Origin of the sequence: Anaerocolumna sp. AGMB13020, from assembly GCF_033100115.1 — a bacterium.
Taxonomy (GTDB): Bacteria; Bacillota; Clostridia; order Lachnospirales; family Lachnospiraceae; genus Anaerocolumna.
Genome location: NZ_CP136910.1, coordinates 2,124,654 through 2,151,205 on the forward strand (window position 1 = coordinate 2,124,654; position 26,552 = coordinate 2,151,205).

Sequence of the window (26,552 nt, forward strand, 5' to 3'; positions counted from 1 at the left end):
CACCCATTGCTATGGAGTCTACTTAAAAATCCTTATAAAACTTTGATTTAAAGAGTACTCCAGGCCAAAACACAAATGCTTGTCTGTATCCTGGCCTCACTGCCAGAAGCCGGAAGATAGGCAGCTGCAATTATCCTTTATCTTTATTTCTTCCGGTATTTCGCCCCATAAATGCTCCTGCAAGGTTAATTTTAACCAGTTGCCTGCAGTGCCTCAGGGTCTTTTGTAGAATATATTTAAATGATCAGACCATCTCTAATTATGAGTACGATTCTATGAAACTCAATAGTCCTATAATTTAAGTTGTCTGCTCGTCAAAACTCAGAAAACATACAAGAGACCACCATGTCAAATTCTAAGCTCTATTTGTCGAGGCTGTCCAGTTCCTTCATCCACAGGGATACGCTTGCATCACTGGGCATTCTTAAATCCCCTCTTGGTGATACTGCTACGGAACCTACTTTAGGACCGTCGGGCAGGCAGGAGCGTTTGAACTGCTGACTGAAGAAACGTCTGTAAAAGTTCTTCAACCATTTTAATATAATTTCCTCACTGTAATCCTGGTGGAAGGCCAACAGTGCAAGTCTGTATATTTTTCCTGGTGTGTATCCAAAACGAAGAACATAGTATAAAAAGAAATCATGAAGCTCATAAGGTCCCACCAGTTCTTCGGTCTTCTGTGCAATCTCGCCGTCTTTCGGCGGCAGCAGTTCCGGACTAACCGGCGTATCCAGGATATCAAACAGTACCGTTCTTAAGGTTTCATTCTCCAGGGTCTGTGCATAATAAGCCACCAGATAACGAACCAGCGTCTTAGGCACAGAGGAATTAACCCCATACATAGACATATGATCTCCATTGTAGGTAGCCCAGCCCAATGCCAGCTCTGACATATCCCCGGTACCGATAACCAGACCATTGTATTTGTTGGACAGATCCATGATTACCTGGGTTCTTTCCCTTGCCTGCACATTCTCGTAGGTTATATCATGAACAGAGCTGTCATGTCCGATATCCCGAAAATGCAGATTTACTGCTTCCTGGATAGGAATTTCTAAAAATGTTGTTCCCAGTTCCTTTGCAAGGCTTACTGCATTCTGATAGGTTCTGTCAGTGGTACCAAAACAAGGCATGGTAACAGTTATAATCCCCTTTCTGCTAAGGCCTAAAAGATCAAAAGCTTTGCAGACCACTAACAATGCAAGGGTAGAATCAAGTCCGCCGGAAATTGCAAGAACACTGGTTTTAAGACCTGTATGCTCCAGCCTTTTCTTTAACCCATAAGCTTGTATATTAAGTATCTCTTCACAGCGCCTGTCCCTGTCGTCTCTGTTGCTGGGGACAAAAGGAGCTTTATCTATATATCTGGTAAGGAGGGTTTCAGAAGCTGCCAGCTCTTTGCCGAAAGCAAACTCCACATAGGTGTAATCTTTTCTTTCCGCCACCTGATAGGTAGTCATTCTTCTACGCTCACTGATTAATTTCCCCATATCCAGTTCGGTGATGATCATTTCATTTACAAATCTTTTTGATTCTTTTACCATAGCCCCGTTTTCCGCTATCATATTATGCGCGCCGAATACAAGGTCGGTACTGGATTCACCTTCACCGGCAGAGGCATAGACATAGCCGCAGACCAGTTTTGCTGACTGCATCCTTATAAGATCTCTTCGATAGATATCTTTTCCGGTAGTCTCATCACTGGCAGAGGGATTCAGGATCACCGTGGCACCCGCCAGGCAGTGATTTACACTGGGAGCAAGGGGCACCCAAAGATCTTCGCATATTTCAACCCCAACAGTAAGCTGTCTGAAATCAGATGCAGTAAACAGCAGATTGGCACCAAAAGGTACTGCTTCGTCATAAAAAATAAAATTCTCTGCAATATCCTGTCCGGGATTAAAATGTCTGGCTTCATAGAATTCAGAATAACCGGGAAGATTCTTCTTAGGCACTAATCCTAATAACCTGCCATTAAATATCACAGCTGCGGTATTAAAGAGCTTACCATTTCGTAATACCGGAAGTCCCAGGGTTATCAGCATTCTTCTGTTCTTTGTAAAATCAACAATACGTTTCAACTCAATGATTGCGTTATTTATCAAGGTATCCTGGAGAAATAGCTCACCGCAGGTATATCCGGTAAGACAAAGCTCCGGTAGTAATAATATTTTAGCAGAAAGGCCGTCCGCCTCTTCAATTAGCTTACGAATCTGCTGTCCATTGTATTCACAGTCAGCGACCTTAATATGCGGAGTGGCTGCGGCTACTTTCAGAAAACCGTCTTTCATAACTACCTCTCATTTCTGCGTTTTTCGCACTTTATTGTGTCAGATTACCCTGTCAGGCGATTACAAAAATCCACTCACTAAATGGGTTTAAATATATTGTTTCATAAATACATTGTATTAAAAACACTTTTACAATAATATAGCATAATAAATGTATGTCAAAGCTCATCTACTCACATAAACAGAAATGCTTCCTAACCTTCATTCTATCAAAACTTCAGAATTATGTAAACATAAATTGCAATATAAAAGGTACAAAAAAAGGCAGCTTTCGCTGCCCCTTTATCTTTTGTCAATACCCCGAAACGCCGTTTCCCGTATTTTGACTCCTAGCGCTAGCTAGGTGGGTTTCCGCAGGTAAGCCTCTGTCTTCCACTGCAAACGGTGGCCTGACATAATCTTACAAATTAGGAATCCCGTATTATCTGATGTAGGTTCAAAATAACAGGAGTGTCGTACATTCCAGGAATTTCTTATGAGCTTATTATAACCCAGACTTTTATTTTTTTCAAGGCTAAAATTGTGCTAATACTACTAAATATTTAACTCTTCTACATAATTTTCCAAGCTTTGAAAGGAGAACAGGAATTCAGTGCCTTTTCCTTCTTCACTGTTTACGGTTATTACACCATCATGTTTTAAGGCAATCTGCTTTGCAATTGCAAGCCCCAGACCTGAGCCCTGTGCATTTTGTTTTAGCTTGGAACGATAAAATTTATCAAAAATAAAAGGCAATTCTTCTTTTGAGATACCAATACCTTCATCTCTGATTGATATTATTAGTTTATCCTTTTTGCTTAGATTTATGTGTATGGCAGAATTTACATGAGAGAACTTAATGGCATTGTCAAGTATGATTAAAAACATTTGTTTTAAACGATCATAATCTCCCATCATGGTATAGGCAGGCTGATCCCCTGAAAGGATCATCTCTATTTCTTTATTCTGGCATAAAGGATGAAAGCTTTTTAACAGATCTTCGAAAATCTGGTTAACATTAACCGGCTCCTTCTCTACCTCAAAATCCGGATTCTGCATCTTGGACAATAACAAAAGATCTCCTACCAGTCTTTCCATCCCCTTGCATTCACCCAGGATCTTAACATAGTACTGGTATACTTTCTCTTCATCGGTTACCACACCGTCTAATAAGGTTTCGGTATAGGCCCTAATAACAGTAATAGGTGTTCTAAGTTCATGAGATACGTTAGCAAAAAAATCCGTTCTTATCTGCTCCCTGTTAAGCCTTTCTTCTTCATTTTCCTTCAGACGGTCAGCCAGAATATCGATGGTAGTGGCCAGATCCCCTATCTCATCCTTGCGTTTCAGTGCTAATTTACTCTGGTATTTGCCGTCCGCCAATTGAAGGGCTGTGATTCTCATGGAGCTGATAGGCTTCGTAATACCACTGGCAAATAATATGGCAATAATAAAGGAAATGAAAAGAGCAATACCTACACTGGAATAAATCAGGGTCACACTGCTTCTGACTATATCCTCCTGTTTCTTAACATCTGACCGAAGCAGTACTACTCCTACTACTTCCCCGTTAATAATGACTGGGTAACCCTGTATGGCAGAACTGCCCCCGAATTCTTCGTAATAACCGCTCCGGTACAGGGTCTCTCTGTTAAAAGCCCCTTCTATTACGGTTATACAATCTGGTGATAAGACCACATTTTCCAGATTCAGATTCTCAAACTTCTTATCCATTGGATTAGTGGAATTGGGATTTGAAATGGTCCAGATATCCAGTTCGTCAGGGTCTACATCCTGTATGATCTGCTGATTATCCAGATACTCCTCCGATTCGTTATTAATGATAGCCTTGGACAAATCATCTATTATAAAGCTTGCCTGCTTTAACATTTTATTCTGATAGCTTTTTTTCGTTGCGCTTTCATACAGGTTTACAAAGATAAGACCTACCATTATGGCAAACAGAGTCAGAACAAGGGCATAGTTAATATATACTTTAAAAAAAAGCCTGTTAAAAGGCTTCCTCTGCTGCTTTCTATCCATTTATTCCTCTTTTCTGAATATGGAATTTTTCTAACAATCAGTTCTCAATATTCCTTTTATAAATATGACTTAAGTGTCAAATGCCGTGCTACCATCTGTGAAAGACTGACCACTGGCCTTTTGACACTCAAATCAAATAGTTTACTACAAAAAAGGACATTCATAAAGCTTCTCAACGATAAGTAATCTTATTACGAATTCTTATGCTATGCCTCTTCTATCTCAAATTTATATCCTACCCCCCAGATGGTCTTAATATTCCATTCGGGATGAGGAAGCGCATCCAATTTGGCCCGCAGCCTCTTAATGTGAGAATCGACGGTTCTGCTGTCACCAAAATAATCAAAGCCCCAAAGACTATCCAGAAGATTATCCCTGGTAAATACCTTGTTGGGGTTTTTTGCCAGTGTCCACATGGTCTCTATTTCTTTTTTTGTAAGTGACATTCTGTTTCCGTTGATATGCAACGTATATTCATCCAGATTTATTGTCATATTACATACTGTTATTGTATTTTCAGATGTGACTTCCTTCTCAGTCTTGGTCATTCTGCGAAGTACTGCCCTCACTCTTGCCATGACTTCACTTGGGCTGAAGGGTTTAACAATGTAATCATCTGCACCGATATCAAGCCCCATTATTTTCTCGAAGTCCTCACCCCTAGCTGTAATTAAAAGCACCGGGACATTGGATACTGCGCGAATCTTTCTGCATACTTCATAGCCATCTTCTTTTGGCATCATAACATCCAGAAGGACTGCCGCAGGATTATATCTTTCAAATAAACGAAAAGCTTCTTCTCCATCACCAGCTATTACCGGTTCCAAGCCTTCTTTTTTGGAATAGGCTGACAAAACATCTGTTATGTCCTGATTATCATCGGCAATTAGTATGTATTGCATTTCTTTTCCTCCAATATCACTTTTAAGCCTTATTTCAAATATTATATGTTACTTTACATAGAAAAAGGCACATGAAAACTATGAGCAACTCATAAATCCACGAATTCCTCCTATATAAGTTGAATTTTAGCTTTTTCTGTTCCCGTGTATAAGAATGGGTAAATCTTTTGTATTTCTTGTTGGTAAACAGTTAAACCATAATCGAGCTTATATATCTCTGATGTAGCAGTAGCAAATTTGCTTCATATACACCTCATTATATCTGTCTTAGGCCGTAAAAACAAGTGTCTGACGCATATTGGATGAAATTTGTAAGTTCTGTAAGAAAAATTTAAGAAAAACCGCCGCATAGAAAGTCAGAATTCTCCAGAAAAGTATCTGGTTATCCTATTTCTATGCCGCGGTCATCAATTTACCACATTATGGCTGCTATTTTGCAGTTAACGCATAAGCAGCAGCATTTTCTCCCCCAAGACGGCCTGAGGTAAAGGAATAACCGATACCGACACCATTTCCGACATAGGTATCATTAAATAGTACTCCCTCTGATTCCAGTCCTACGGCATATAATCCCTTAATCGGTGTTCTTTCTTCGTTAAGGACTTTGAATTTCGTATTCACAAGCAGTCCGCCTACAGAACCCAGATTGTTGATTTCAGCTACAATTGCGTAATAAGGGCCTTCCTCTCCCATGCTCAGCAGGTAATCAGAGGATTTGCCAAACTCTGTATCCACCCCAGTCTTTGTAGCTTCCACATAATTATTGTACGCTTCCGCAAAGGTGTCTACATCCATTCCTGCATTTTCAGCCAGTTCTTCGATGGTATTTCCCTTATAACCGTCACCGTTGGCAACCATGGAATCAAATACCTTTTCTACCTCCGCCCACGGATTTTCAAGGGTAAACTGGTCTTTAAAGTCCGCGTAAAATTCAGGGGGCAGTCCTGGCAGTTTCGGTGCGTTGACACCACTCATACCTTTTGCCGCCAGTAAATCTAACTGTGCTTTTGATACGATTACCAGATGATAAGCACCATTAAAAGCACTGGTGTTGGCAGCTGCCACAGCTGTCAGGGTGGAGGCCTCGTCCCTAAATCTTGCTCCGGAAGGACCTACATTCATAAAATTCGGCAGGTAAGACAACATAAGAGGATAACTTGCCTGGAAGGAAGTATATTCCTTCTTTAGATTACCTGTTGCTTTCGCAAGGGTCTGATGAAGCATCTGCCCTCCGATATTATCAGGAACCTTTGCTCCGATATCCCAGGCCATCTGAAGTCCTTCTCCGATATTTTGTCCAAGACCACCGTTAACGCCTTCAAAGCCAAATAACTCTTTTACCATTTCAGCATTGGCAGCATATCCGCCGGTTGCCAGCACTACGCTTTTCGCAGTGATATTAAGAATGGTTCCGTCTGCTTTCTCTGCACTGATACCGGTAACTGCACCGGCTTTATCGGTTAACAGCTTTTTACCGGTTGTTTCTGTAAGCACCTGTCCGCCTGCTTTTACAACGGAAGCCTCCAGCATACTGCGAAGGATTTCCTGACGTGTGTTATAGGCAGGAAGAACATGGAGCTGTTCTCCACCAAAATTAAGGAAGGTGGTCTGATAGCCTTTCTTTGCAAGCCAGTCATAGGTTTCTCCGGATTTTGTAACATATTGTCTGATTGCAGCTGCATCCACTCTCCAGTGATTATTAACGATCCAGTCTGATATTTCCTTTTCTACTTCCACTTTCACACCATTCTCAAGAGCAGCAGATGAGTTGTAGAACTTTCCTGCCCAGGATAAGTTACTGGCACCGCCAATTACTGCTGTTTTCTCTATAATAATGACCTTGGCTCCTTTGTCTGCTGCCGAGACTGCTGCTGAGACACCGGAGGCACCTGCGCCAATTACGACCACATCTGCAGTCAGTTCCTCGGTCTTGCCTTCGCCTTCTTTTACTGTTTCTCTGGCTTTTAATGCCTCTACATCACCACCTGCCTGCTTTACCGCGTTCTCAATAGCTGCCAGGATTCCATCACTGGATTCGGTAGCACCTGATACGGCATCCACATCCAAGGTCTGTCCATTTAATACTTTATCCTTTATGGTATTTAAAGCTTCATCCCCAAGACCCTCTGTCTCAGTCTGATTCACAATCTTAATATCTGTTATATCTGTGTCACTGAAGGTCACCTCGATCTGAATAAGGCCATCCTTTCCTTCTGCTTCACCTGTATAGGTACCGGCTTTATAGGTAACCTCTCCCTGCGCTTCACCGGTTACCTCCGCTTTATTATCATTTTCATTTTTCTTATCGTTCTGTTCCTTTTTGTTGCAGCCGGTAAAAACAGCGAACACCAGCATAAAAACAGTTAATAAAATAACATACTTCTTCTTTTTCATGTTTTCCTCTCCCTTGTTGTGTATGACTTTTTCATTGTTTCTGCAGCTTTATCATAAACCCTGGTGTAACACCAATGTCAATAGTTTGTTAAATAACAAACAAGACGCCACAATTTTTCCCAGCAGTGAGGCTAATAACATACCCCTTAATTTCCCACGGGTATGTTAACTTCAATATAAGTACGGCGCTGGATTTCTGAGTTTTCCGTCAAAACAATCTTTCCAAAAATATCTCCGTCTATTTTATATCCTTTTTCCTTTATGTACTCCAGCATAAAGAATATCGAATCCTTTGTAATATAATCGCTGGTGGAAATAATCAGTGAGGATACACAGCTTGCAGGAGGAATATACTCTACTCCTTCATCCGGGGTTAGTTTAAGTCTCCTGGCATCCCCCTCAAATACCGCAAGCCCCCAGTTATAGTTAAAACAGTTGTTTTCGCTTAAAGCCTCCTGTCGATCTATGTGAAACGAAAAAAAGGTAAAGGGCAGGTATTTCATCCATTCCTCCACTATCTCAGTCAGAGAAGAATCTTTACGCAATCTGTTCTTTTCCGTCTGCTTTATTCGATAGACCCCTGGAAGTTCTTTCAGGCTGCACGTTTCCAGTCTGTAATCTATTTCTTCATATTCCAGGGAGATCTCTGACATTTTCTGAAGCAGTATGTTTTTTTGCTTAATCTCTTCCTCCAGCTGCTTTTTCCTATCCTGAACTTTTTCAATAATAACATTAGAATCTGCTCTTCCGGTGAGACTGGCAGCTTCCTGCATGGAGAACTCAAGGCTTCTGTACCAACGGCTCATCAACATGTTTCTGGCATCAAAATCGTTAAAATAACGATAGCTGTTTCTTTTATCTTTTGTCGGATTGATGATGCCGTGTTTTTCATACAACCGCAAGGTATCAACAGTTACTCCCAGCAATTCTGCAAATTCCCTTATCGTATATTTCATTCTGCCCATGCTCCTTCTTACTCACAGTCTTGTAAAATCCATAGTTACACTTTTGTCAGATTCTATTAATCATTAAATGAAACAATAATAATAAACTGACATTTATATATCATATATGAAATATCGTCATTAATCTATAGTCATTCCCTATTACATTGTTTTGACTGCAGAGCTTACATCAATCAAATAATAATCGTAAGATTCGTAAGAAAAAATTAAGAAATTGACATGATTCTGACAAATTAATATATTATTTTAATAAGGTACATAATAAGATACATAACCGTGATGTTACATGAATTTCACGGAAAGTGTTGGAAACAGGCCATATTATTGATATAATAGTATATAGAAAGCCACCTTTACTTTCTGTAATATCAAATGACCTGTCATTAGGAGGATAATGCCATGAAATTTGCTTTATGGAAAAAATGCCTTCTGGCATTTGGCATATGTTTATTCCTGTCTGTATTATTGCCGCCCGTATTTGGCAGTACTGCAGTTGCCAGTGCAACAACTACTGATGAAGAACAAAACAGCATTAAATTAAATGTAAAGAGTAAGTCCCTGGTAAAAGATTCAACTTTCAACTTAAAGCTGTACAATGTTACAGAAAGCCAGAAAGTGTCCTACAAATCCGGTGATACCGCCATTGCAACAGTTGATGACTCCGGTCTTATAACCGCTGTTGACTTTGGAACTGCTTCCATAACTGCTACCATTAAAGATGGCACTAAGACAGTTGCCACTTTGGACTGCAGTATTACCGTTGGTCCTGCGGCCTTAAGTATTAAGCTTACCAAATCAGAACTGACCCTGACAGTTGGTGATAAGACTTCCTTAACAGCGATCTTAAAGCCTAACAACACGGTAGAAGAAGCAAAGTTCTGGAGTAATGATTCCAATATCGCCAGTGTAAGCATTGGCGGAAGAATCACAGCAAAATCTGCTGGTGTTACTTATATCTTCGCTTCTATCGGAAATGGTAAATTTGATTATTGCAAAGTTACAGTAGTCGAAAAATCAGATATTACTCCCACTCCATCGGGAACAGCACAGTAAAACAAGAATATTCAGCTTATGAAAAGCCATAAAAAGGCACCGTAAACATTTAACTTCATGTCTGCGGTGCCTGAATTTATGGCTTTACAGTTTTATATCTTTACAGTTTATACTTCCTTATAATCTGTGGAATCCTGTTCTTCCTTCGTCTGACTGGACAGCTCCTCTTTCTTATCCTTTGACAGATTCTTCTTAATAGAGTCTGTAAGGTTAATTCCAGTAATCGCTTCAATCGTCTCAGGTATCTGAGTTATAATATCTGTTACATAACCGGAAACCTTGGAAGCTCCAGAGCCTTCTCCATTCTTACCACTGTCTATAATAACAATTTTCTCAGTCTTCGTAAGAGGTTCTGAAATAGAGGCAGCAATTTCAGGTAATTTCTCAATAATCATCTGTGTTACCGCGGCATCATTATACTGCTTGTAAGCTTCTGCTTTCTTCACCATGGTCTGAGCTTCCGCTGTACCTTTTGCAAGGATAGAGGCTGCTTCTGCTTCACCAGTAATTCTGATAGCTTCCGCTTCTGCTTCTGCCTTTACCTTTATTGCCATACTGGCTGCTTCTGCTTCTTTTAATTCAGAGTATTTCTTGGCATCAGCTTCTTTGCTGATACGGTAAATATCTGCATCCGCTTCTTTGTTAACAGTAGCAAGTAATTCTTTTTCACGTCTAATAGCTTCTTTATCCTGAATTTCTGCTTCTTTTTCCTTCTTGGTAAGCTCTACCAGCATGGCAGTTTCAGTAACTTCCTTATCCACTTTGTTCTTCTGGATGGCATAAGCAGCATCTGCTTTCGCTTTTACTGTCTCCTGCTCCTGACGATAGCCTTGTATCTTTAATTCCTTTTCCTTATTCGCTTCTGCCACCTGGGTTTCTGCGAGAATCTTTGCTTCTTCTCCCAGTCTCTCGGCTTCTGCTACCTTGATTTTGGTTTCTTTTAAAGCTTCTGCTTCTGCAATTGCAGCATTTTTCTTTACTTCTGCAATACGAGGTTTACCAAGTGCCTCCAGATAGCCATTCTTATCAGAGATATCACGAATGGTAAAGACCTTCAGCTCAAGTCCCATACTGGCAAGACCCATGGCTGCAACTTCCTGAACCTGAGAAGCAAACTTTTCTCTGTCTTTGTAAATCTCTTCAACGGTCATCTTGGAGATAATTTCTCTTAGCTTACCTTCCAATACATCCTTGCCTGTATCTTTTATAACCTCTATGGTCTGCTGTTCTCTGCCTGTATAAAACTGCTCTACAGCATTTAGAATGCTTTCTTTATCGCTTTTAACCTTAACAACAGCAACACCATCGGCACGGATATCAACACCCTGCTCCGTTCTTGCACCCTCTGTACGAATTTCGATTTTCATATTTTCCAATGAAATCTTATCGGCACGTTCCAGCAAAGGGATAACAAAACCACCGCCGCCGGAGATAACCCTTTTCTTAAGACCTGTTACAACTACTGCCTTATCCTGGGGCACTCTCTTCCACATGGTGGTAACCAGCAGGATAACCAGAATAACAGCTCCTACAATACTTCCTGCAATAATAATAGCTTGTAATGGCATACTTTCTTCCTCCTATTAACACGTACTCCCATAGTATAAGTTGATAGCCTTGTATAAAGGGCACTCCTATAACCATGGTTTCCTAATTTATATCAGATACGATATAGGTTTTACCTTATGTATCAGATATTCTCTGTGGATGTAACATAAAATACATACTCTTCAATCCAGCAGATGGCCACACTTCCTCCTGCTTTGATTTCTCCACCGTTTATTGTCTTGGCGGGTGAGGTATAACTGTTTCCATTTATAATATACCTTATCTCTCCAAAGCCATTCTCCATTATGGTCTCCGATACAGTAGCCGGCAGCCCAACAAGATCCTTTACATCCGGTGTGCTGGTACTTTGGGCTTTCTTAAGGGGTGTTATGATGAAATGCTGTATGGCGAAACATACTGCAAAACCGGTAACTGCAGATAGGAACAGCATTAATATCCAGAACAAGCCTGGAACCTTCTCCCACAGAATCCATCCCATACCGCCAAATACTGCTGAAAACAAAACGAAAACAATCGGACTAAAGGGAAGTGCAATGGAACTTCCTCCAAAATCCAGGTCAAAGCCGTCAATCCCAACAATATCAAAGAGGCTTCCCAAAAGAACTGATATAATTATCAATGCAATACCTGCAAAAAAACAAACCTGAAATAGCAATAGCATCTTAACACCTCCTGTGTGGAGTTTTTTTATTTCTTCACGCTTAAGTTGATTTCTATGTCTTTCACCTGTGTAATATAATCATATTCCATCCCGATTAATTCCATATTACACAAATATTAAAATTGGATTAGAATTTTATTCTGCCGATGTGTCTGAAAACTGCCTGTTCTACACTGAACATGCAAAACGGTGTAATGTGTTTCTGGACACACCCTCATTTCTATTGTACTAAGGATAGAACTCATTGTCAATTTTAACCACAGAATTAGTAAATGTTTACTGTTTTTCGCTAATTGTCACAATCATATCAACCTCAAATAAAAAAAACTCTCCGGCAACCAGTTCCATGAAACTGTGCCGGAGAAGTCTTTATGATAAGATAAAAGCAGATTTAATTAGTGCTTGAAATGCCTCATACCAGTGAATACCATAGCTATTCCATATTCATTGCATTTCTTTATGGAATCTTCATCACGGATGGAACCGCCTGGCTGGATAATTGCTGTAATCCCACCTTCATGAGCTGCTTCTACGCAATCATCAAAAGGGAAGAAGGCATCGGAAGCAAGTACAGAACCCGCAGCTGCCCCTTCGCCTATAAGCTCTTTGCTATGTTCTATACTTTGTCTGGCTGCCCATATACGATTTACCTGTCCGGGTCCGATTCCAATGGACTGTTTATCTTTTGCCAGTGCAATTCCATTGGACTTTACAAACTTCACCACCTTCATGGCAAAAAGCATATCCTCCAGCTCTTTCTCCGTCGGTTTTCTGTCCGTAACAACTTTTAGTTCTTCTTCCATCAGAAGTTTGCTGTCAATGGTCTGTACAATAAGTCCACCGTTTACCTTTTTTAAGTCATACGCATTTTCGTTCTGAGGTACTTCAATATCCTCCAGCCTAAGAACCCTTACATTTTTCTTGGCCTTTAATATCTCAAGTGCTTCAGCTTCGTAATCAGGTGCTACAATTACCTCCAGGAATATCTTGCTCATCTCTTCTGCCATATAGGAGGTAACTGTACGGTTGCATACCACGATACCGCCGAAAATGGATACCTTGTCTGCTTGATATGCTTTATCCCAGGCCTTCTCAATATTCTGGGCACTGCCTACTCCACAGGGATTTCCATGCTTGCAGGCAACGACTGTTGGTTCTGTAAATTCCTTTAACAGTTCCAGGGCACCATTGGTGTCATTGATGTTGTTGAAGGAGAGTTCCTTGCCATTTAACTGCAGGGCATCAGCCAGAGAGCCTTTTCGTTTACCGATTTCACGGTAAAAAGCTGCCTTCTGATGAGGATTTTCACCATATCTCATGTCCTGCACCTTCTCATAGGTAAGGGTAAGGGTTTCCGGGAGTTCTGTGTCTTTTCTTTCCGCCTTCAGATAATCTGCAATCATTGTGTCATAATTAGAGGTATGCATAAATACCTTCTGCATCAAATAGAACTTGGTCTCCAGGCTTACCGCTCCGGCTTCTTTCAGTTCTGCGAGCACTTTATTGTAATCGGATGGATCCGTAACCACTGCCACATCCTGATAATTCTTGGCAGCACTGCGCAGCATGGTGGGACCGCCGATATCAATGTTTTCTACCGCTTCTTCTCTGGTTACACCGTCTTTTAATATAGTCGCCTTAAAAGGATAGAGATTAACAATTACAAAGTCTATGGGCTTGATCTGAAGTTCCTCTAACTGCTTCATGTGCTCTTCTCTGCTTCTCATAGCAAGCAGCCCGGCATGGATAGCCGGATGTAGTGTTTTTACTCTTCCATCCAGGCACTCAGGAAATCCGGTAACCTCAGATACTTCAACAGCTTTGATTCCTTCCTCTTTCAGTTTCTTATAGGTTCCTCCGGTAGACAGAATCTCAACTCCTAAACGCTCCAGCTCCTTTGCCATTTCCACTATTCCGGTTTTGTCGGATACGCTGATCAATGCTCTCATTATTATTCTCCTTTTTCCTGTATTATTGACGCCTAGGGATTTTTAATCCCTTAGACAACAAAAAACCGCCCGGGTAACCCGATGTTCTGTATAGGTACAGAGCTACCAGGGCTGCCCAGGCGGTCGGCTTATTCTATTTTTGTACTCCCTATGGGTGAACTCCCATTTCCGCCAGTCATACAAAATCTAAATTAAGTCTACAACATTTTAAGCGCTGTGACAAGTGCCTTTTTAGATATTTTTCTTTTTCGATTAATTCAGTTCTTGTACCGATTTCTTCTAGGATACTTGTATTTTAAATTACCTGTTAATATACTTCCGGCATACTCTCTTATTCTTATATCTTCCTGCCCTTTCCCTTTGTTATAATGGAACAATAACAGAAAAGAGAGCATGCCGTTCGTTCTGCCGCTTCCTTTGATGCTTTTTAATTATGTCCCATTACCTTGACGTCCCACAGAGAATATCCATAGGGCAGTGCTCTTTCAATCCCCTGGAATTTGAGGTATTTGGCATTCACTGGTGAGAAACTCAGCGTTTCAATGCCACCGCTGCCGTTAGACTGCTTATAGATACTGGAATAACTGCTGCCGTTGGCGGATACCAGTATCTCATACTGCTTTCCATAAGCAGCCTCCCAGTTTAGCACCAGCTGGCTGATGTTATAGGTTCCTCCAAGGTCAATGACAAACCAGGCATTATCTGCGAAATTAGAGGACCATCTGGTAGCAGTATTATTGTCAGTCAGATTGCTTTCTCCAAAGCCGGCTCCTTCTGATCCGGAAGAAGTTACAGTCTTTCCGGCTGCTACGTCCGTATTGGTACCTGGATTGCCGGAACCACCATCCACCGGTGTTCCTTGCGTTACTCCGTGTATATAAGTAAGGGTCTGTGTATCCAGTGCACCATTTCCCGGGTTATAGGTAAAGAAATATTCTATCACATCTCCCTGTTTAACGGGATTCACGGTGTAAGTAAAGTTGCCGTTTTCACTTCCGTTCATGGCAACATTTATCTGACCGCCATTATTGATTTTATAATGTAAGTCTGCAAAGGTTGCTCCGTTTACATAAAATTCTAACTTATCTCCAATCTTCTTCAGTCCTTTTACACTGTCACCAACCACATATACTGTAGAGGCTGCCTTAACGGTAATCTGGCAGCTTGCGGTTTTATTGCCGTCAGCCGTTTTAACAGTAATTGTGGTCGTACCTGCAGCAACAGCTGTTATTTTACCGTTCTGATCGACTGCAGCAATAGCCGTGTTAGCACTGGACCAGGTAACCTGCTTATTGGTTGCATTTGAGGGGCTTATTGTCGCATTGAGCGTAACCGTTCCACCCACTGTCAGTTCCGTTTGTGAAGCACTTAAAACTACTCCGGCTACTGGTACAGTCTGATTTCCGCCTGCATTTACCGTTACAAGGCAGGTCGCCGTATATCCTCCATCATTGGTTGTTGCTGTAATTGTTGCTGTACCGTTTGAAACAGCCGTTACCTGACCGGCACTGACAGTAGCTACCGATGGATTGGAGGAGGTCCAGGTTACATTCTTATTGGTCGCATTGCCAGGCGTAATGGTTCTGTTGAGCTGGACCGTTTCACCGATGGTTGTTAAAGCTGCGGTCTGTCTGTCCAGTGTGATTCCTGTTACTGGTACATTACTTGGATTTTCACCGTTTGTATCTTTATATACTCTTACATAATCCACCTGCATGCTTGCCGGAATATCTCCCGGATTCGGCGTTACGCCACCGTCGAACCAACCGCCTACTGCAAGATTCATAATTATATAGAATTCCTGGTCAAAAGGTGCATTGTTATTGGATGGGGCCCCGTTGGAATACCACTGTTCATTGGTAGCTTTAAAGAAGCATTTACCGTCTACATACCATTTAATATTATCCTCTTCCCATACGACACTGTATACATGATAATCAGAATCGATAGTCTGTCCGTCGGGGAAGGAATAATCACCGCCAATATAAGTATTTGCCGGCCACTGTCCGCCGAAGTGAATGGCACCGCTTGAGGCACCCGGCAGACGTCCTCTTGCTTCCATTACGTCTATTTCACCGGAGGCAGCCCAGGTACCATAGGTATCATCATTGGGCAGCATCCAGAGTGCAGGCCATAAACCATTTCCTCTGGGAAGCTTTGCGCGGAAATCAATTCTTCCATACTTAAAGGTAACATTATCTTTTGTAGTAATCTTACCGGAGGAGTAAGGAGCTACACGATTTGGATCCTGCGGAAAGGTCTTGGGATCTTCTAAAGCCGTTATCGTAAGTTTACCATTGCTTACAGAAATGTTTCTTTCACTGTTAGTGTAATGCTCCAGCTCATTATTTCCCCAACCCCAGGTACCGGGATCGTCATTGATATAATAGCCTGTATTATAATTCCAAACACTGGTATCCAAAGAATTTCCGCTGAATTCATCATTCCATACCAGATTCATTCCGGTAACCTCTGGATTTTCAGGTGTTCCAAGTTCTATATCCCCAAGGTCTGATACATCGGGTCTTGGCGCATCAGGGTTACCGATAAAGGTGTAGTTTACATAATTATTTCCAATGCTTCCGCCTTTTTGTCCGTTGAGTGGATACCCGATTCTTATCTCCATATTTACCTGTATCGGCTGGAACCACAGGCCATAGATGTGATCTACCCAATAACCCCACTGGTTCTTATCCGATAAGGTATTATAGCCATTTCCCGAATAGCTGAAGCTGCTCTTACTAAAGTCACTCAGTTCTACCCATATCCCATTCACTTTTATCTCGTAAACAAATTTATCAAGTTCTGAGCTGACCGGTGCACCTCCGTCGATTTTTGGTAAAGGTATACCAATTGCTCCGGTTTCACCAGCCGTGTAAGTTGTCCCGTCATAGGCCGTAATCGTGTAATTATTTCTTACAGGCTGATTGTAGGTAATCGTGTAGATCAGAGCTGCTTTCGAAGTTTTTGATTCCAGTTTGACATTGATGGATTCTGTAACAGTAAACCAATAACCGCCACCTCCATCCGTAAACTGCCCGAAATTCTTGTCATAGATCCATCCACTGGCCGCATTGTTGTCAATATCTATCCAGGTACTGCTTGCCACCGGCTTTACAAATACCTTCAGATCCTCTGCTACTGCAGCATAAGTGACAGCTGCATCTCCATTAAAGATCGGGTATGTAAAGCCTGCTCCCCCAGTGACTCCTGCTGTAATATCAGGTCCCTGAGTTGCAGCCATGGAGGTGATCGTAGTTTTAGGCAAGTTCGTAAATACCAGCGTATAATCCAAGGTAACGCCTGTGGTTTTAGAGGCCAATCTCAGATAAGTAGTCTCTGATACAGTAAACCAATATCCGTTAAAACCGCTGTCACTCCAATTTCCCCAGTTAACATTGTAAGCGAAACTTGTATTATCAATATTTACCCAGCTGCCATTAACCTTTACGTTAACCGTTAAATCACTGGCAACATCTGCCCAAGTGGCTGCCCCGCCGTTAAATATAGGCATTACGAATCCATAGCTCGCCTGTCCTACTCCCGATTTGGTGATAACCGGACCGTCCGCTGCTGAAAAATAAGACATGGATGTAATAGCTGTAGCCGCCTGAACCTGAGTTCTTCCGCCAAAGGGGGTAATCATACTGCAAAGAACCAGCATCATTACCATCATAAGGCCAAGCACTCGTCTGTTGAAGACTTTTCCCTTTTGCTTCGTTTGCTTCATTCATAGCTCCCATCTGCGTGCTATAGCACGCGTGTAAATCAAGTGGAATGAAAGAGGATTCTCTCACTCTTTCCGCCCTTTAAATCTGGTTGACAGTTACCTTAAGTCTATAGAAATAAGCTTGTCTGTTTCTATACGGCTTATTTCCCTCTCTTATTGTTACTTCCATTGTAATTGGCAAATTCATGCAATGAAAAGGGGGATTTTTTTATTTTAGTGTGTATTTTTTATTTTGGCTGATATTTTTAGATATTTTGTATGCTATAACAAGAAAACAAACAGCTTCCTTGTTGATATGTTATAATTTTAACTAAGAAACACCTTCTGGATCTATTTGTGGCAGAAGTATTATTTTACTTTTATGAAGTTAGCTTATGAGGGTAAGACGAGCTAAGGGATGGGCAGAGATGAGACGTTTCCGGAATACTATGATATACTGTCTGGACTTAGGTGCTTTCCGCAGTGTCATAAGTAATTAAACTGAATTAAGAAAGATAAGATAAAAGATGAATACGATTTTATATAAGAAATGGGTGTAACGAAATTTTATATCTATTTAATATAGGAAACGGGTATAACAAAGTTTTATATCTTTTTGATATAGGAAACGGGTAACGGAGTTTTATATCTTTTTAGTATAGGTAACGGGTAACGGAGTTTTATATCTTTTTAGTATAGGTAACGGGTAACGGAGTTTTTATATCTTTTTAATATAGGTAACGGGTAACGGAGTTTTATATCTTTTTAGTATAGGTAACGGGTGTAACGGAGTTTTATATCTTATTAATATAGGAAACAGGTAACGGAGTTTTATATTTTTTTATATAGAAAATGTTTCTTCTTGATGGGGCCCGCATAAGTTAGGGCAAAAAATCAAACTTATGCGGAATTTTTCATATTGCAGCAGGCTTTTTTCGTATTACTTTATCATCTGTTGTTTTTTATCAGCTTCTGGTTTTTTATCAGCTTCTGGTTTTTTATCAGCTTCTGGTTTTTTATCAGCTTCTGGTTTTTTATCAGCTTCTGGTTTTTTATCAGCTTCTGGTTTTTTATCAGCTTCTGGTTTTTTATCAGCTTCTGGTTTTTTATCAGCTTCTGTTTTTTATCAGCTTCTGTTTTAATTTCATGCTGTCATTCAAATGCCCTATCTGATGCCTGGTTATTGGCATGAGTAAAATTCCCGCAACATTCTTCCTCCCCCAAAAATCAAGGAGCCACAATGAATCCGGATGTTGTGTTACGCCACCTTCTTTGAGGATTCTGTCAATACTTTCAGGCTTTACCTTACGTTTTAGATCCTCCGGTGTCAAGCCCTTTATAATACTTCTCGTTCTGGCACCAACTGCTTTGCGGTAATTTTTCAATTCTTCCATATCGATGGAATTGCTTAAATCCAGAATCTCTCCATCCGTCATAGCGTTTCCGGTATCTGTGACAGTCACGAAAAGACGGTTAAGCCATTCTTCATTTAAGACTTGCTCTTCCTCCTTTATGAGGATATTGGAGGTTAAATCTTCAATTCTGGTTATATGCCACAAATTCCAGGCTATGGTTACATCTTTAATCGTTGGCATAGTAGTGAAGGCTTCTTTTGTCAGCCCATTCATAAGTTCATCGTAATAACTCGCTTTTGAATTGTCTGATAGCTCTGAGCTATGCACAATCCCATGCAGATACAGACATAGTTCCATGGCCTCGCTAAACTTTTCTGTTTTTGTGATTAATTCTTTTAATTCCGCCTGTCTTGGATTCCAGCTAATGCCTACCTGAAACATAATTTTCTCCTTCGATTATTTTCCTCTCCCTGATAAAAGCTCTGTATTTTTCAGATACCAACTGTTCCTGTCCCGTAAGCATCAGCCGTATTGCATTTTCCAGCACATCTCCTCTGATACCCTCGGGCAGAGAAAGGTACTCCTCCATCTCCTGACATTCCTTATGGAACTCTTCTGAAAGATTCCCCTGTCTGCTTAATACCAGTTCAGATACCGGTACTTCTTTTCGTATTGTAACAACTTTTCTTACCTTACCGAAATGATTATCAAAATTCTTCTTAAGATATATCCTTTCAGAGGAGGATTCCAGAAAAGCACAGTAGCCCATGGATTTCTGAATAAGACTCTGATACCAGGACAGCTGCTGGTCATTCTTGTTCACCCTGGGATTTAAGATATACACCGGAAGTATTCCCTCTGCACGGTAATAGTCATCTCTTAGATAAAACTCCTCTATACCGGTGCTGTAAAGCCTGTATTCTACTGCCATAGAACCACCATCCGTAAAGCTTATGTAAAAGCTGGCATACAATCCGTTTTTCAGCTTATATCTGGTATGAAGCTCTGCCTGGGGAAAGCTCCTTTTAAGAAGGTTATACAATAAACGTTTCCCTTTCAGCGCTTCTTCCGATTCTCTGTTTCCGGAATATTCGCAGGCAGTCGTATCATAATGGGCAAAGTAAGGTTCCTTGATTAAACCGGCGGCCAGATATACCTTCGCTCCGCATTCACCACAAAGCAGCTCTCCTTTCGAAGCAGCCATTTTCCACCTTTCCACCAAATCCACCCTATAAAAGCCGGCTACATCCTTTAACTCGTATGCACAGATCTCTTCGCCTTTATAGAAACAGTTTTCCATACTCTCTCGTTCCTCCGATTCCTTACCGGGTAATTCTGCACATACCTGGTTTCTGACAGATTAAACAGTAAATTAATCACAAATTTACAGCTCTGTCTTTATTGATTTAAGTCATCTATCCCTTCCAATAAACCACGGTTTGTGTGAATACTGCCTGTGCTGGGCTGGAGGTTCCCCTTTGTGGGAGCGTTATCAGACAACCCTGGCAGCATCATACCAATAAATTTTATATTTTTCATATAGGATTTGCTTAAATTATCCACACAGGATATAATATTTAGTAGTAGTGTACCATATAAAACCTGACATATAAACAAACTGAAAGGAATAATTTATGAAAAAGTTCAAATTTTCCGATTTGGGTATCGGAATATTGTTTACACTGTTCTTTATCTCTGCCGGTGTTATTCTGGCGGTAAATTTCCGCCCTCTTTATTACCTTGATATAAAATTATTAGAAATAGAAAAGACCTCCGGATTGGAGGCCTCAGTTATCAAGAAAAATTATGATGCATTGATAGATTACAACTCTCCCTTTTTTAAGGGAGAGCTTAAATTTCCAACCCTGCCATCCTCAGCTTCCGGATTGGAGCATTTCGTAGAGGTTAAAAATATCTTTGTCAGTTTCTATGCAATATTCGCTGTGACCGCAATAATACTGCTTCTTATACTGATATACAAGAAGAAAAAGAGGGATTACACTTTCCTGCCGGTATCAAGTATTACCATATTGGCCCTGCCGGTTATTGTGGGACTAGCCTGTGCCATCAATTTTGACAAGCTCTTTATTCTCTTCCATAAAATATTTTTCCGTAATGATTACTGGCTGTTCGATCCGGCTACCGATCCAATTATCAACCTGCTGCCGGATACCTTCTTTATGCACTGCCTGTTTATCATACTGGGTATTCTGCTGTTGGGAAGTCTATTTCTATTTCTGATTTCCCGTATTATAAGGAAGCGTGATTATAAATTCCGTTCCAACCCCTAAAGTACTATTTACCTGAATATTACCGTTATAAAGTTCAACGATATGCTTTACAATGGAAAGTCCAAGGCCGGTTCCTCCCTGTTTACGGGATCGGCCTTTGTCGACCCGGTAAAAACGTTCAAATATACGTGACAGATATTCCTTTTCAATACCGATACCGGTATCTTTTACAGAGAGAATCAGATCATTTTCCTCTTCCTTCAGGCTGACTGTTATAGTTCCTTCCTCCGTATACTTTATGGCATTATCAAGAAGGTTAATAAGGAGCTGCTTCATTCTGTCAGGGTTACAATAAAAAGGTTTCAGATACGGCTGAGGCTCAAATACAATCTGAATAGAAGAATCCTGTATCTCCGGATGGAGCAGTTCTATTACCGCATTGACGCATTCGTTCAAGTCACTGGGAACTCTTTCAAATTCTCTTTTGGATTCGATTTCCTGCAGTATAAGAATATCCTGTATCAAAGAGAACAAACGCTCAGCTTCAATATCAATAATATCCAGAAAACGATTTGCTACTGCTTCTTCTTTCATTGCACCGCTTTTCAGCGTATCAATAAAACCTCTGATAGAGGTCAGGGGAGTCTTTAATTCATGGGTTACGTTGGATACGAAATCCCTTCTCATATTCTCAAGCTTCTTTAACTGTGTGATATCTTCGATAATCAGAAGTATCCCAAAAGATTTTTCACCATCCAGCCCCAGGGGTGTGCCTGTTACTCTGATATAACGAAGCCCCTGACCTGAAATGGAACCTTCTTTCATAACGCTGCTTTTCATTTCCTTTACTTCATCAATGGCATCAAAGACCGCAGCATTTCTGAATAAGGTAAAAAGAGACTGCCCTGAGGTTATGGATTTGTTATTGTTACATATCTTTTCAAAGGACCTGTTATAAAAAAGGATGTCACTGCTGTCATCAATAGCAACAACACCTGCCTCCATACTGCTGAGCATTGCTTCCAATTCTGCATTTCTCTGGGTTAGGCTTGAAATATTGCTTTTCAGATTCACTGCCATTATATTAAAAGCACGCGCCAATTTCCCAACTACCGATTTATCTCTGGTATATATCTTTATATTATAATCTCCATCGGATATTCGCTCTGCTGCTTTGGCAACCTCATTAATTGGTTTCGTCAGCAATTTCGTAAAGATTACGGCTGCTGCCATAGCCAGACCAATACAAAGAATAACTGTTATAAACAGCGAATCTGCCAGTTTGTCATAAAGTCCCTGTAAAGTAGAAAAAGGCAGCGATATACGGATTACACCATCAAAATTGTCAGTATGAATAGGTACCGCACTATATGAATATTCTCTTTTCATTGTTTGTGAATATCTGGTTACAGAAATACTCTCACCCTTTAGTGCTCCTATAACTTCTTCCCTGGATTTATGGTTCTCCTGCTTCCCATCAGTTTCAGAATCGGCTACCACGTTGCCCTCCTGATCGATTATGGTAATTCTGCAGTTGTATTTATCCTCATATTTATCTACGAAATCCTCATAATCCTGGGCTGTGTGAAAGGTGCTTAACATAAACATATCTCCGACCATCTCAGCCTGGGTAAGATAACGTTCCTTACTCAGACCATAAAGATAGTCAGAGGTCTCAAACCAAAATAATATACCTGTTATTCCAAGGGCAAGTACAATGGTAATCAGATAGCTTAAATAAAGTTTCTTCTGCATTCTTAACTTCACCCTCCATTATGCAAATTTATATCCCATTCCTCTTACGGTTTTGATATAAACAGGATGGCTTTCATCCTTTTCGATTTTTTTACGCAGGTTACTTACATGAACATCCACCGTTCTGGTCTCTCCGATGTAATCATAACCCCATACTTTTTCTAAAAGATTGTCTCTTGTAAATACAATGCCTCTGTTTTTGGCTAAGAGATACAATAATTCAAATTCTTTAAAGGAAAGCTCGATAGGTCTGCCTTCAAAAGTTACAGTCCTTCTGGAACGGTTGATTTCCATGCTGTCAATGATCAGCTTCTCTTCTCTCTCATCCTCGTTCTCTGTTACCTTTGCTATCCCTTCTGTTCTGCGCAGTACGGCCTTGATTCTGGCAAGGAGCTCATGAATACCAAAAGGTTTCACAAGATAGTCATCTGAGCCTACTTCAAGTCCTACCACTTTACTGATTTCATCACTTTTGGCGGTAAGAAAAATAACAGGTATTCTGTGATTTGATTTATCAGCGCGTATTCTTCTAAGTACTTCTATCCCATCCATTCCAGGCAGCATCCAGTCTAAGAGTACTATGTCAACCTTTTCTGCCGCCAGAATTTCCAGGGCATGCTCTCCGGATTCTGACTTTAATACCTTGTAACTGTCCCGCTCCAGGTTATAGGCCAGCAATTCCAGAATGTGTTCTTCATCATCTACTGCTAATATGGTCTTCATCATAACTCCCGTCTGTGTGACTTTGGCACACCTTTTAATCAGGAGGTTGATAGCAATTTTTGCTTCAACCGGACTCCCGTCTGTGTGCCCTGGCACACCTTTTAATCAGGAGGTTGATAGCAATTTTTGCTTCAACCGAACTCCCGTCTGTGTGCCCTGGCACACCTTTTAATCAGGAGGTTGACAGCAATTTTGCATCAACCAAGCTTCCTGTTAAGATATAGTTATTATCCGATTGTTAAATCACCTGTAACGATATACATAATCCATTCTGCAATGTTCGTAGCATGATCAGCCATACGCTCCAGATATTTAATAATGAAAAGATAACAGATACACTGTGGTACCAATTCGGGCTTGCTCTGCATGGTGGCAGAAAGCTCCTCTGTGATTTTCTCAAAATGATTATCCACTTCATCATCACCATCGATAACAGCCTTTGCTTTCACAAGGTCTGCCTCAACAAAGCTGTCGATGGTATTAATCACCATTTTTTTCATTGCCTCAATCATAAAACCTAAGGACTTGGGAGCTTCCATCTGAGGATATTTGTTAAGTTTGATAATATATTCTGAAATATCCGCACATTGATCTGCGATACGCTCAATATCCGTAATAATCTTCATTATAGAAGTAATTTTTCTCAGATCGGATGCCAGTGGCTGCTGCTTTGCAATAATGTTAATGCATTCTTTTTCGATTTGTTGTTCCAGCATATCAATTTCATCATCTCTGTCTATGATCTTCTTTGCTTTCTCAATGTCCTTATCATGGAGTACATCGATCATTTCATTCATAGACTGTTCCAGTATACTGCCCATTTTTATTACATCATTGTTTAGTTCCTCCAATTGTGCAAGAAATGTCTGTCTCATTAAGTACCAGCTCCTTATCCGCCTTTTTCAGGCATTTTGATTATCCTTATCATAGCATTTTCTATAATAAATGCAAACCTTTTTCACTGTGATTTCCATAGAAACGAAAGGCAAAGATCCCCTTACGCTTTTCGGACATCAGCCAAATCTTCCGGTTATATAATCTTCTGTTTTTTTGTTTAAGGGTTTGTTGAATATCTGTTCCGTATCTCCATATTCTATTACTTCTCCGGTAAGGAAGAAAGCAGTCTTATCAGATATACGTCCTGCCTGCTGCATGTTGTGGGTTACGATAATAATAGAATAATTATTCTTTAGTTCTGTTGCCAGGTCTTCTATCTTTAAGGTTGAAATCGGATCAAGGGCAGAAGTAGGTTCATCCATTAGAATAACCTCAGGCTCTATGGCAAGTGTTCTGGCAATACAGATTCTCTGCTGCTGTCCGCCGGAAACTGCAAGGGCACTTTTCTTAAGCTTATCCTTTACCTCATCCCAGATTGCTGCCTGGCGCAGGGATTTTTCTACGATTTCATCCAATACGCTCTTTTTCTTAACTCCGTGTATTCTGGGACCGTATGCAACATTATCGTAAATACTCATGGGAAAGGGATTTGGCTGCTGAAATACCATGCCAACCCTTGATCTTAACATAATAGCATCGAAATCTTTATAGATATCCACACCGTCAAGTGTGATTTCTCCTGTAATCTTTACCCCTTCCACCAAATCATTCATGCGGTTAAGGGTTTTTAAAAAGGTAGATTTTCCGCAGCCTGAAGGTCCTATAAAAGCAGTTATCTTTCCTTTTTCTATATCCATATTTATTTTCTTAAGGGCCTGAAAATTACCATAAAATAAATCCAGGTCCCTTACTGTAAATTTCACCATATCGTTCAATGCATATCCTCCTGTTTTCATACATTAATCAGTTATCTGCTGCTCCCCGTCTTTTTAAGGAATACCTTCGTAATCATCTTTGATGCGACATTTAAAAGAACTATGAGGATCAATAATATTACTGCAATAGAGCTTGCAGCCGACAGATCACCGGATTCTTTGATCAACCAGTACATTTTGGTTGTCAGGGTAGCTGCTGAGGCTTTTCCGCCTACCAATCCTTCCGGTATCTGCGCGATTGTTCCTGCCGTAAAGATAAGTGCTGCGGATTCTCCTACAATTCTACCGATACTTAATATAACGGCAACCAGAATACCAGGCAACGCACCCGGTAATATGATTCTGGCAATGGTCTGAAGCTTGGTAGCTCCAAGTCCGTAAGAGCCTTCCCTGTAGGTTCTGGGGATTTCTTTTAAGGCTTCTTCCGTAGTTGAGATTATGGTAGGAAGCAATAATATACTTAAGGTTAGGGATCCCGCAAGAATGGAATATTGCATTTTTAATACCTGTACGAATAAAAGCATACCAAAAAGACCGTATATAATGGAGGGAATACCCGCCAGATTCTGAATGGCAAAACGTATACTGTTCAGAATCCTTCCGGGTTTTGCATATTCATTCAGATAAATAGCAGCACCGATTCCGATAGGCCCGGAGATTACCAGGGAAAGAAGGATAATGTAAATTGTGGATACCAGCATAGGTATAATACCGCCTCCTGGTCTTACCACTTTAAGCCGCAGAGTTCCTTCACTTTCTTTTAGCAGCTGTACGGCATCGGCAAAGGATAAATCCTCCGTATTATCGGAACCGATCTTGGTTATCTCATCCGTTTTTTTCAGACGGTAGAGTGAATTCTTCAGGTTAAGGGCATCTTTAACCGGTGAACTTTTATCAATGTTTACAATGACCAGATTCTTCTCGCCTTCCTTCACAGTTATCCCTAGCGAAGGGATATAGCCTTCCTTTCCTGTATCTGCTTTCCCTGCCTGCAGGGCTACATTTACAAAGGTAGTCTTATCATCCCAGCTTCTGGTCAGAAAATCGATGTTAATTCCGGGTGCGCCTTTGTAAACTATGAATCCGACAATTATCAATAAGATACTTACCGTTACGGCTGCTGCGAGATAAATGAATCCTCTTAAAATACCGTCCTGCATTTTTCTATTTTTATAATTCTTATTATTCATGCTGCTGCTCC

General features: G+C 40.7%; 19 protein-coding genes, 1 other RNA gene and 1 riboswitch. Of the genes, 2 read left to right on the plus strand and 18 right to left on the minus strand.

All coding sequences use genetic code 11. The annotated features are described in order from the left end of the window. Positions 1-362: 362 nt before the first annotated feature. The 6 genes from R2R35_RS08380 to R2R35_RS08405 form a co-directional block, all read right to left on the minus strand. Positions 363-2,291, minus strand: coding sequence for an NAD(+) synthase (locus R2R35_RS08380; RefSeq protein ID WP_317734043.1), 1,929 nt, complete (start codon positions 2,289-2,291; stop codon positions 363-365). A gap of 293 nt (positions 2,292-2,584) precedes the next feature. Then, positions 2,585-2,763, minus strand: a non-coding RNA gene (ssrS, locus tag R2R35_RS08385) — 6S RNA. A 62-nt stretch (positions 2,764-2,825) separates the two neighbouring features. Beyond that, the gene (locus tag R2R35_RS08390) at positions 2,826-4,313 is read right to left on the minus strand and encodes a sensor histidine kinase (protein WP_317734044.1); all 1,488 of its coding nucleotides are present in this window, start codon (positions 4,311-4,313) and stop codon (positions 2,826-2,828) included. Positions 4,314-4,519: 206 nt separating this feature from the next. Continuing rightward, complete coding sequence (locus R2R35_RS08395; protein ID WP_033164808.1) at positions 4,520-5,215, minus strand: response regulator transcription factor; 696 nt, start codon at positions 5,213-5,215, stop codon at positions 4,520-4,522. Between the two features lie 429 nt (positions 5,216-5,644). After that, entirely contained in the window at positions 5,645-7,609 is a 1,965-nt protein-coding gene (locus tag R2R35_RS08400; RefSeq protein WP_317734045.1) for an FAD-dependent oxidoreductase, read from the minus strand. A gap of 146 nt (positions 7,610-7,755) precedes the next feature. Then, a complete protein-coding gene (locus R2R35_RS08405; RefSeq protein ID WP_317734046.1) occupies positions 7,756-8,565 on the minus strand; it encodes a MerR family transcriptional regulator in 810 nt (269 codons plus the stop codon). Between the two features lie 408 nt (positions 8,566-8,973). Between R2R35_RS08405 and R2R35_RS08410 the strand changes: the two genes are divergently transcribed. Beyond that, a complete protein-coding gene (locus tag R2R35_RS08410; protein WP_317734047.1) occupies positions 8,974-9,627 on the plus strand; it encodes an Ig-like domain-containing protein in 654 nt (217 codons plus the stop codon). A gap of 107 nt (positions 9,628-9,734) precedes the next feature. Here the strand turns inward: R2R35_RS08410 and R2R35_RS08415 are convergent, their stop codons facing one another. From R2R35_RS08415 to R2R35_RS08445, 7 genes are all read right to left on the minus strand, one after another. Beyond that, on the minus strand, positions 9,735-11,195 hold the full coding sequence (locus R2R35_RS08415) for a flotillin family protein (RefSeq protein WP_317734048.1): 1,461 nt from the start codon (positions 11,193-11,195) through the stop codon (positions 9,735-9,737). 122 nt (positions 11,196-11,317) lie between these two features. Continuing rightward, positions 11,318-11,857, minus strand: coding sequence for a hypothetical protein (locus R2R35_RS08420; protein ID WP_317734049.1), 540 nt, complete (start codon positions 11,855-11,857; stop codon positions 11,318-11,320). A 395-nt stretch (positions 11,858-12,252) separates the two neighbouring features. Further along, positions 12,253-13,806, minus strand: a complete 1,554-nt coding sequence (gene purH / locus R2R35_RS08425) for a bifunctional phosphoribosylaminoimidazolecarboxamide formyltransferase/IMP cyclohydrolase (RefSeq protein WP_331670266.1) — start codon at positions 13,804-13,806, stop codon at positions 12,253-12,255. 106 nt (positions 13,807-13,912) lie between these two features. Beyond that, positions 13,913-13,995: riboswitch (ZMP/ZTP riboswitch) on the minus strand. A 238-nt stretch (positions 13,996-14,233) separates the two neighbouring features. Further along, positions 14,234-17,536: an Ig-like domain-containing protein gene (locus R2R35_RS08430; RefSeq protein WP_317734050.1), complete on the minus strand. Its 3,303-nt coding sequence runs from the start codon at positions 17,534-17,536 to the stop codon at positions 14,234-14,236. 1,088 nt (positions 17,537-18,624) lie between these two features. Further along, positions 18,625-19,311, minus strand: a complete 687-nt coding sequence (locus R2R35_RS08435) for a DinB family protein (RefSeq protein ID WP_317734051.1) — start codon at positions 19,309-19,311, stop codon at positions 18,625-18,627. Beyond that, positions 19,292-20,170 (minus strand): competence protein CoiA family protein, encoded by an 879-nt coding sequence (locus R2R35_RS08440; RefSeq protein ID WP_317734052.1) that lies wholly within the window; start codon positions 20,168-20,170, stop codon positions 19,292-19,294. Before R2R35_RS08440 ends, R2R35_RS08435 begins: the two co-directional genes overlap by 20 nt. Before the next feature lie 98 nt (positions 20,171-20,268). After that, on the minus strand, positions 20,269-20,409 hold the full coding sequence (locus tag R2R35_RS08445; protein WP_317734053.1) for a hypothetical protein: 141 nt from the start codon (positions 20,407-20,409) through the stop codon (positions 20,269-20,271). Positions 20,410-20,504: 95 nt separating this feature from the next. Here R2R35_RS08445 and R2R35_RS08450 point away from each other — a divergent pair, with 95 nt between their 5' ends. After that, entirely contained in the window at positions 20,505-21,161 is a 657-nt protein-coding gene (locus R2R35_RS08450; protein ID WP_317734054.1) for a TIGR01906 family membrane protein, read from the plus strand. Here R2R35_RS08450 and pnpS read toward each other — a convergent pair. From pnpS to pstA, 5 genes are all read right to left on the minus strand, one after another. After that, positions 21,102-22,856, minus strand: coding sequence for a two-component system histidine kinase PnpS (gene pnpS / locus R2R35_RS08455; RefSeq protein ID WP_317734055.1), 1,755 nt, complete (start codon positions 22,854-22,856; stop codon positions 21,102-21,104). The two genes, R2R35_RS08450 and pnpS, sit on opposite strands and share 60 nt — an antisense overlap. 18 nt (positions 22,857-22,874) lie before the next feature. Beyond that, positions 22,875-23,579: a response regulator transcription factor gene (locus tag R2R35_RS08460; protein WP_317734056.1), complete on the minus strand. Its 705-nt coding sequence runs from the start codon at positions 23,577-23,579 to the stop codon at positions 22,875-22,877. Between the two features lie 227 nt (positions 23,580-23,806). Then, positions 23,807-24,454 (minus strand): phosphate signaling complex protein PhoU, encoded by a 648-nt coding sequence (gene phoU, locus R2R35_RS08465; protein WP_317734057.1) that lies wholly within the window; start codon positions 24,452-24,454, stop codon positions 23,807-23,809. Between the two features lie 138 nt (positions 24,455-24,592). Continuing rightward, positions 24,593-25,342: a phosphate ABC transporter ATP-binding protein PstB gene (pstB, locus tag R2R35_RS08470; RefSeq protein ID WP_317734769.1), complete on the minus strand. Its 750-nt coding sequence runs from the start codon at positions 25,340-25,342 to the stop codon at positions 24,593-24,595. Between the two features lie 41 nt (positions 25,343-25,383). After that, positions 25,384-26,541 (minus strand): phosphate ABC transporter permease PstA, encoded by a 1,158-nt coding sequence (gene pstA, locus R2R35_RS08475; protein ID WP_317734058.1) that lies wholly within the window; start codon positions 26,539-26,541, stop codon positions 25,384-25,386. Between the last annotated feature and the right edge of the window lie 11 nt (positions 26,542-26,552).